Consider the following 6,153-nt stretch of genomic DNA (forward strand, 5'->3'; position numbering starts at 1 on the left):
CGGCATGCCTAGACTGGCAGCCCGTTCTTGTTGCTCATCGTACATCGCCATGATTGCTTTCGATTTCGCCGCCGCCGGGCTGCTGCGCAAGGCCGCGGCCGCTGCACTGACCACGTGCTTCGCACTGCTCGGGGCCGCCCACGCCGCGCCGGTCGACTTGAACCAGGGCTGGCTGTTCCACCGCGACGACAGCCGCCAGGCCGCCGGCATCGAACAGGTCCCCGCCCATGGCTGGACCCGGGTCGACCTGCCGCACGCGGCGCGCATCGAAGCGCGGGTGCCGACGGCGCCCTGGCAGGGGACGGTCTTCTACAAGAAGCGGCTCCAGAGCGCGCTGCGTCCAGGGGAGCGCGCCATCCTGCGTTTCGAGGGCGTGATGAACGTGGCGGACGTCTGGCTGAACGGGAAGCACTTGGGCCAGCACCTGGGCGGCTACCTGCCGTTCGCCTTCGACATCACCGACGTCCTGCAGGCGGGAGGCGACAACGAACTGGTGGTGCGCGCCAACAACGAAGACAACCCGATCACCGGACCCAAGCCGCTCAAGGACCTGGACTACATCCAGCACGGCGGCATCTACCGGGGCGTGTCGCTCGCGATCAAGCCGCCGGTGCACGTCACCGACGAGATGCTCTCGGCGTCGCCGGGCGGCGGCGGCATCTTCGTCACCACGACCCAGGCAGACAAGAAGGCGGCCGTGGTCCAGGTCAAGACCGAAGTCAGCAACACATCGAACAGCGCGCAGGCGGTGACCGTGCGCCATACCCTGGCGTGGAAAGGCCGCGAGGTGGCCCGGGTGGAACAGCAGCTGCAACTGGCGGCGGGCGAACGCCGCCACGTGAGCATCCCGCTGAAACTCGCGCAGCCGAAGCTGTGGTCGCCGAAAGCACCGAACCTGTACCAGCTCGAAACGCGGGTAGCGGCCGCCGGCCGCGAAGACGTGGTAAACACCCGCATCGGCGTGCGCCGCCTGGCCTTCGAGGATGGCAAGCTGCTGCTCAATGGCGAGCCTGTCCAGCTGCGCGGCGTGAACCGGCACCAGGAATATCCCTACGTCGGCTACGCGCTGTCGCAAGGCGCGGACCTGCGCGACGCGCTCCTGATCAAGAAGTACGGCTTCGACTACGTGCGCCTGTCGCATTATCCGCAGTCGCCCGCCTTCATGGCCGCGGCCGACGAGCTGGGGCTGATGGTGCTGCCGGCGATCCCGGGCTGGCAGTTCCACAACCCCGACCCCGCCTTTGCGCGCCAGGTGATCCGCACCTGCGCCGACATGATCCGGCGCGACCGCAACCACCCGAGCGTGCTGGCCTGGGAGTGCTCGCTGAACGAGAGCCGTATGCCGGACGCGCTGGTGCAGGCCCTGCACGACACGGTGCATGCCGAATATCCGGGCGACCAGGCCTTCTCGGCCGGCTGGGTGCCGCAGACCTATGACATCTACCTGCAGGCGCGCCAGCACAGGATAGGGAGCAAGCATGCGCTGCCGAACAAGCCGCTGATCGTGTCCGAATACGGCGACTGGGAATACTACGCCATGAACGCGGGCTTCAACCAGGGCGCCTGGTCCGACCTGAAACCGGCCGACCGTTCCAGCCGCCAGGCGCTGGGGAGCGGCGAAACGCGACTGCTGCAGCAGGCCAGGAACGTGGCCGAGGCCCACGACGACAACTATGCAACCCCGGCCTTCGCGGACGGCTACTGGGTGATGTTCGACTACGCGCGCGGCTACGCGCCGGACCTCGAAGAGTCGGGCGCGATGAGCATCGAGCGCCTGCCCAAGTTCTCGGCCGAGTTCTTCCGCTCGCAGCGCGATGCGGCGGAAGTGTCGCCGCGCTGGGGCGGCGGCCCGATGGTGTTCATCGCCAGCTACTGGCAGCCCGACTCGTCGCCGCGGGTGCGCGTGTTCAGCAATGCCGAGGAAGTCGAGCTGCGCCTGAACGGCAAGCCGGTCGGGCGCAAGAAGAGCCTGCCGTCGGCGACGCATCCGCGCCTGCGGCATCCGCCGCTGGAATTCGATACCGGCGGTTTCGCGCCCGGCGAACTGGTGGCGCGCGCGTATTCGGGCGGGCGCATGGTGGCCGAGCACCGCGTCCGCACCCCCGGCGCGCCGGTCAGGCTGGCGCTGGCGCTGGACGACATGGGCGTGCCCGCAACAAGCGGCGACCTGGTATTCGTGCGCGCCCGCCTGCTCGACGCCAACGGCACCACGGTGCCGCTGAGCGGCCGGGAAGTGGCCTTCACCGCCGGTCCGGGCGCCGAGATCGTCGGCAGCGCCACGGTCTCCACCGAGGCCGGCATCGCCAGCGTGCTGGTGCGCGTCCAGGGACCGCGCGCCAATCTGAGCGCCCAGGCCGACAACTTGACAGGAGGGCTCGCACCATGAAGACCGGCACGCTCCTCAAGCATGCGGCCCGCAGCTCGCTGGCCGTCCTCCTGTGGGGCGCCTGCGCGATCGGCCAGGCCGCCGAGGTGCTCGACCTGTCCGGCGCCTGGCAGTTCGCGCTGGATCGCGAGGACCAGGGGGTGGCGCAGGGCTGGCAAGGCCGCAGCCTGCCGGACAGCATCGAGCTGCCCGGCATCCTGAACGCGCAAGGCTACGGCGACGAGATCAGCGCCCAAACCCCGTGGGTATTGTCCCTGTACGACAAGCACTGGCACCAGCGCGCGCAGTACCTGCCGTATGCCCAGCCGGGCAAGGTGAAGGTGCCCTTCCTGGCGCAGCCGCAACGCCACTACCTGGGCGCCGCCTGGTACGGGCGCGAGGTCGAGGTGCCGGCTACATGGAAGGGCAAGCGCGTGGTCCTGTTCCTGGAGCGGCCGCGCTGGGGATCGACGCTGTGGGTCGACGGGCGCGAGGTGGGCGCCAATCGCAGCCTGGTGGCCGAACACGCCTACGATCTCGGCCTCCTGGGGCCGGGCCGGCACCGCATCAGCGTCCGGGTCGACAACCGCATGCTGATGGACTACCGACCCGATTCGCACAGCGTCTCCGATTCGCAGGGCATGAGCTGGAACGGCATCGTCGGCAAGGTCGAACTGCGCGCCACCACGCCGGTGTACATCGACGACGCCCAGGTATTCCCGCGCGTGAGCGACCGCAGCGCCCTGGTGCGGGTGCGGATCGGCAATGCCGGCGGCAAGGCGGGCAGCGGTACGCTCACGGCCAATGGCCGGCGCATTCCGGTGCGCTGGCTTGCATCCGGCGGCGAGGCGGAGTTCCGGGTGCAGTACCCGAAAAACGCGCAGACCTGGGACGAATGGAACCCGGCCCTGCACAAGCTCGCGCTGCGCCTGCAGGGCGAGGGCGCGGACGACCGGCAGCAACTGCGCTTCGGTTTCGTCGAGATCCGGGCCGAGGGCAAGGACATCCTGGTCAACGGCCGGCCCACCTTCTTCCGCGGCACCCATGACGGCGGCGGTTTTCCGCTCACCGGCCATCCGCCCACCGATGTCGAATCCTGGAAGCGGATCTTCAGGATCAACAAGGCCTGGGGCATCAACCACGTGCGCTTCCATTCCTACAACCCGCCGCAGGCGGCCTTCGCCGCCGCCGACGAGGTCGGGATCTACCTGCAGGCCGAGCCGGGCATGTGGAATGCCGTCTCGCCCGGCACGCCGATGGAAGCCATGCTCTACGAGGAAAGCGAGCGCATGCTGCGCTCCTTCGGCAACCATCCTTCCTTCCTGCTGTTCAGCCCCAGCAACGAGCCGAAGGGCAACTGGAAAGCCGCCTTCGACAAGTGGATCGCCCATTACCGCGCGAAGGATCCGCGGCGCCTGTACACCAACGGCACCGGCCATACCGAACCCTCGGTGCCGGGACTGGACCAGGGCACCGACTTCCTGGCCGTCCAGCGCATTGGCCCCAAGCCCCTGCGCAACAAGACCGGCTGGTTCGGCCGCGACTATGCCGTCTCGCTCGAGGACGTCAAGGTGCCGGTGATCACCCACGAGATCGGCCAGTGGATCGCCTATCCCGACTTCAAGGTGATCGACAAGTTCACCGGCTACCTGCGCCCCGGGAACTACGAGATCTTCCGCGATTCCGCGCGCGACCAGGGCGTGCTGGAGAAGAACGAGGAATTCGCGCTGGCCTCGGGCGCCTTCCAGCTGGCCTGCTACAAGGAAGAGATCGAAGCGGCGCTGCGCACGCGCGGCATCTCGGGCTATCAGATGCTCGACCTGCACGACTACCTGGGCCAGGGCACGGCCCTGGTCGGGCTTCTGGACGCCTTCTGGGAGCCGAAGGGCTACGCCACGCCGGAGGGCTTCCGCCGCTTCAACGGCGAAACCGTGCCGCTGGCGCGCCTCGAGCGCCGCGTCTACACCACCGCGCAGCAGCTGGAGGTGCCGGTGGAGATCGCCCACTACGGCCGCGCCGACCTGCGCGCGGCCCGGCCCTGGTGGAAGCTGGTCGATAGCGCGGGCAAGACCGTGAACGAGGGTCGCTTGCCGGCGCGGGACATCGCCACCGGAACCAACGCCGCACTGGGACGGATCGGCCTCGACCTGTCGCAGCTGGCGGCGCCGCGGGAGTACCGGCTGGTGGTGGGCCTGGACGGCACCCAAATTGCCAACGACTGGAACCTGTGGGTCTACCCCGAACGGGTGGATGCCGCGGCGGCGCCGGGCGTGTTCGTCACCCATGCCTGGGTTGACGCGGAGCGCCTGCTGGCCGAGGGCGCGAAGGTGCTGTACATGCCGCCCAAGGCGGACCTGGACTGGACCTCGCCGCCGCTGGCGGACGTCCCGGTGTTCTGGAACCGCTTGATGAGCCCGGGCTGGAGCCGCATGCTCGGCACCTGGGTCGATACGGCGCATCCGGCGTTGGCGGGTTTTCCCACGGCCGCCCACCACGACTGGCAATGGACGGAACTGGTGGCGGGCGCACGCGCCATGAACCTCGGCCGCCTGCCACGCGCGCTGCAGCCGATCGTGCAGCCGATCGACGACTGGAACCGCAACTACAAGCTGGGCCTGCTGTTCGAAGCCCGGGTAGGGAAGGGCCGGCTGCTGGTGTCGACCGCCGACCTGGCCAACCGCCTGGACGAGCGCGTGGTGGCGCGCCAGCTGCGCCGCTCAGTGCTGGACTACATGGCCAGCGATGCCTTCGTGCCGAAGATGGAGGTCACGCCCGCCGCGTTCAGGTCGGCCCTGTTCGATACCCGCGTGATGAAAAAGCTCGGCGCCACGGCCAGCGGCTGGCCGAACGCCGGCAATGCGGTCGATGGCGACCCGAATACCTTCGCCCTGCTGAATGCCCCCGCCGGCGCGCCCCGGCCGCAGACGGCGCTGACCATCGCCTTCCCCCAGGCGGTGCCCTTCGACGGCCTGGTCCTGATGCCGCGCCAGAACCACCGCGACCATGAGGGCGACGTGCGCGAGCTGTCGGTGCAGGTCAGCGACGATGGCCAGAGCTGGCGCGAAGTGCTGCGCACCGAGCTGGCGTCCAGCTTCGACCCGCAGGCGCTGCGCTTTGGCCAGGCCGTGAGCGCCCGCCAACTGCGGCTGGTGCCGCTGTCCGGCTTCGGCGCGGACCGCGCCAGCGCCTTTGCCGACGTCGCCGTCTCGTACACGGGGCCGGCCTTGCCGGCCCTGCCGGGTGACGTGGAATACAGCCGCTCGCGTTCGGCGAGCGCCGACGTCGACGAGGCCGGCATGGACGACCGGCGGCCGAGGGGCGGCAGCAGACCGTAAAAAAATCGGCGCTGTCACCACTACGTGTTGGAGATCTTGAACTGTTGAGCTGGGCCGATGTCAAACCACTGTCCGATCGACAGTGGAGGTGGCAATGCAGGCGGCAAGCTTCAAACCGTGGCTGGCACGTGTCGCGCAGCTGACCAGGCGCCAGCGCGAACAATTGCTCGCGCTTTTGCGCCCGGCAGTTGGACTGGACCGTGTCTGTGCGACGATCGAGGAGGCCAGGAGCCCGTCTTCATGTCCGGCCTGTCAGGGTCGGCGGCTGCATCGCCACGGGCTCGTCCGCGGGGTACAGCGCTATCGCTGCTGCGCCTGCGGCAAGACTTTCAGCGCCTTGACGGGTACGCCGCTGGCCCGGCTGCGCCACCGCGCCAAATGGCTGGATTACCTGGACGGCATGCTCGAGGGCCAGTCGGTGCGCAAGACGGCAGACCGGCTCGGCGTGCACCG

Annotated in this window: 3 protein-coding genes; all 3 read left to right on the forward strand. The window is 69.0% G+C overall.

Annotated features, from left to right (window positions below; genetic code table 11):
- Positions 1-49: 49 nt before the first annotated feature.
- On the forward strand, positions 50-2,386 hold the full coding sequence (locus YWC_RS28860; protein WP_036213801.1) for a glycoside hydrolase family 2 TIM barrel-domain containing protein: 2,337 nt from the start codon (positions 50-52) through the stop codon (positions 2,384-2,386).
- Positions 2,383-5,700: a DUF8487 domain-containing protein gene (locus tag YWC_RS28865; RefSeq protein WP_051306343.1), complete on the forward strand. Its 3,318-nt coding sequence runs from the start codon at positions 2,383-2,385 to the stop codon at positions 5,698-5,700. The genes YWC_RS28860 and YWC_RS28865 overlap by 4 nt, the downstream gene beginning before the upstream one ends.
- Positions 5,701-5,794: 94 nt before the next feature.
- The coding region (locus tag YWC_RS32745) for an IS1/IS1595 family N-terminal zinc-binding domain-containing protein (RefSeq protein ID WP_036213856.1) at positions 5,795-6,153 on the forward strand (359 nt) is incomplete at its 3' end.

The sequence above is a fragment of the Massilia alkalitolerans DSM 17462 genome, from assembly GCF_000427785.1.
Lineage (GTDB): Bacteria > Pseudomonadota > Gammaproteobacteria > Burkholderiales > Burkholderiaceae_D > Telluria > Telluria alkalitolerans.

Bases quoted from the DNA above. Each gene is read 5' to 3' on its own strand.
- YWC_RS28860 (WP_036213801.1), top strand. From the start codon at position 50: ATGATTGCTTTCGATTTCGCCGCCGCCGGGCTGCTGCGCAAGGCCGCG.
- YWC_RS28865 (WP_051306343.1), top strand. From the start codon at position 2,383: ATGAAGACCGGCACGCTCCTCAAGCATGCGGCCCGCAGCTCGCTGGCC.